Raw genomic sequence first — 1566 nt, 5'->3', positions numbered from 1 at the left:
GGCTCATCCGATAAAGTCCGTGGCATCCCTACCCAAATATATCAACGATACATGATAGATTTTCCGTAAAGATGTTTACCTTTGCTGTATGAAAAATGATGTCAGCATTAATATGTACAAGGGACTTGCATCTTACTTTCTTCCAGATGGTGTCCTTGAATATTTCGATGTGGTAGACTTTGCCGAGGTGCCGAACCCAGAAGACAACCTATACCACAATATTCTTCATTTGTATCTCGATGAGCGAGACAACCGTCCCGAGGAAATGTCTTCAGCCAAGCCAAATGGCTTTACGGAAGAGAGCCATATTCTTGACTTTCCTGTCCGAGACCGCAAGACGATTCTTCATGTCCGCCGGCGCAGATGGACAACAGCGGACGGCCACAACTACATTGTCCCATTGGAAAGCATAGTCCATGCGCAGACGCAATACTCAAAAGAGTTTGCGCTTTTTTTAAAGGCAGCGGATGGACAATGAGCCGGTGACCGCAAAATCATTGTCTCACACATACATGATAGACGGTGGCACGTTTGAGAAGAACTACAAGGATGTGCTAAGCGATTTCCGCTCATGGGCACAAGGTCCGCATGCGTCAGAATGGGTGCTGCTGCCAGAGAACATGGGCGAGCATCTGGGCATAGACGAGACCTCATTCTGCCATGAGGTATACACAATACTCCACAACAAGGACGGCCACGGCAAGAAACATACGGTAATTGCCATAATAAAGGGAACGAAGCCGTCTGAAGTGATAAAGAGGCTGATGCTTCTGCCTGAAGATGTCCGTCTGAAAGTCGCCGACATAACGATGGATCTGTCAAACAGCATGGGTGCTATAGCGAAAGCGGTATTCCCCAAAGCTGTCATTATCCGCGACTGCTTCCACGTCATACAGCGTGGCAGTGACGGAATAGAGGAAATACGCCTGCGGTTGAAACGCGAGGCGGTAAAGGAACAGAAGAGACAGAAGGCGGAGTTCAAAAAGAAACTGGACAGGCTGGCAAAGCAGCGAAAGGCATATCGTGCGAAGCACAAGCGTCCCAAAGGCAGAAAACGTGGCCGCAAGCCCATGCGGCGTACAAGTTTCACGCCTCAGATACTGGCCAATGAGGAAACTAAGGTCGAATGTCTGACACGCTGCAGGAAGCAGATGCTCAAGAGCCGCGACAAATGGACCGACTGTCAGGAGGAACGTGCGAAACTGTTGTTCGAACTGTACCCGAAACTAAAGGAGGCACACAGTCTCATCAATTCACTAAGAAACATATTCAAGAACAAAAAACTCGACAAGGAGAAAGCGAAGGACAAACTCCATGAATGGTACGGAAAAGTCACGGAAAGCACACTGCGTGAGATAAAGTCCGTAAGAGACACGGTAAAGGCATACGAGGACGAAATCCTCAATTACTTCACATCACGGGCGACAAATGCTTCGGCTGAATCACTCAACTCCAAGCTTAAGGCATTTAGAGGCCAACTGCGTGGAGTTAGGGACATACCGTTCTTTTTCTATCGTGTATCGTTGATATTTGGGTAGGGATGCCACGGACTTTATCGGATGAGCC

At 48.2% G+C, this 1566-nt stretch carries 2 protein-coding genes; both read left to right on the top strand.

The features are described 5' to 3' along the window. Positions 1-88 precede the first annotated feature (88 nt). Complete coding sequence (locus CHL74_RS15285; protein WP_063891437.1) at positions 89-478, top strand: ISAon1 family transposase N-terminal region protein; 390 nt, start codon at positions 89-91, stop codon at positions 476-478. Then, positions 468-1538 (top strand): transposase, encoded by a 1071-nt coding sequence (locus CHL74_RS15280; protein ID WP_063891436.1) that lies wholly within the window; start codon positions 468-470, stop codon positions 1536-1538. Before CHL74_RS15285 ends, CHL74_RS15280 begins: the two co-directional genes overlap by 11 nt. The last annotated feature ends 28 nt before the right edge of the window (positions 1539-1566 follow it).

The sequence above is a fragment of the Prevotella sp. 885 genome (assembly GCF_002265625.1).
Classification (GTDB): Bacteria; Bacteroidota; Bacteroidia; order Bacteroidales; family Bacteroidaceae; genus Prevotella.
This window is presented reverse-complemented; position numbering and strand designations above follow the sequence as displayed.

Coding starts and splice junctions, on each gene's coding strand:
- CHL74_RS15280 (WP_063891436.1), top strand. CDS start 468: ATGGACAATGAGCCGGTGACCGCAAAATCATTGTCTCACACATACATG.
- CHL74_RS15285 (WP_063891437.1), top strand. CDS start 89: ATGAAAAATGATGTCAGCATTAATATGTACAAGGGACTTGCATCTTAC.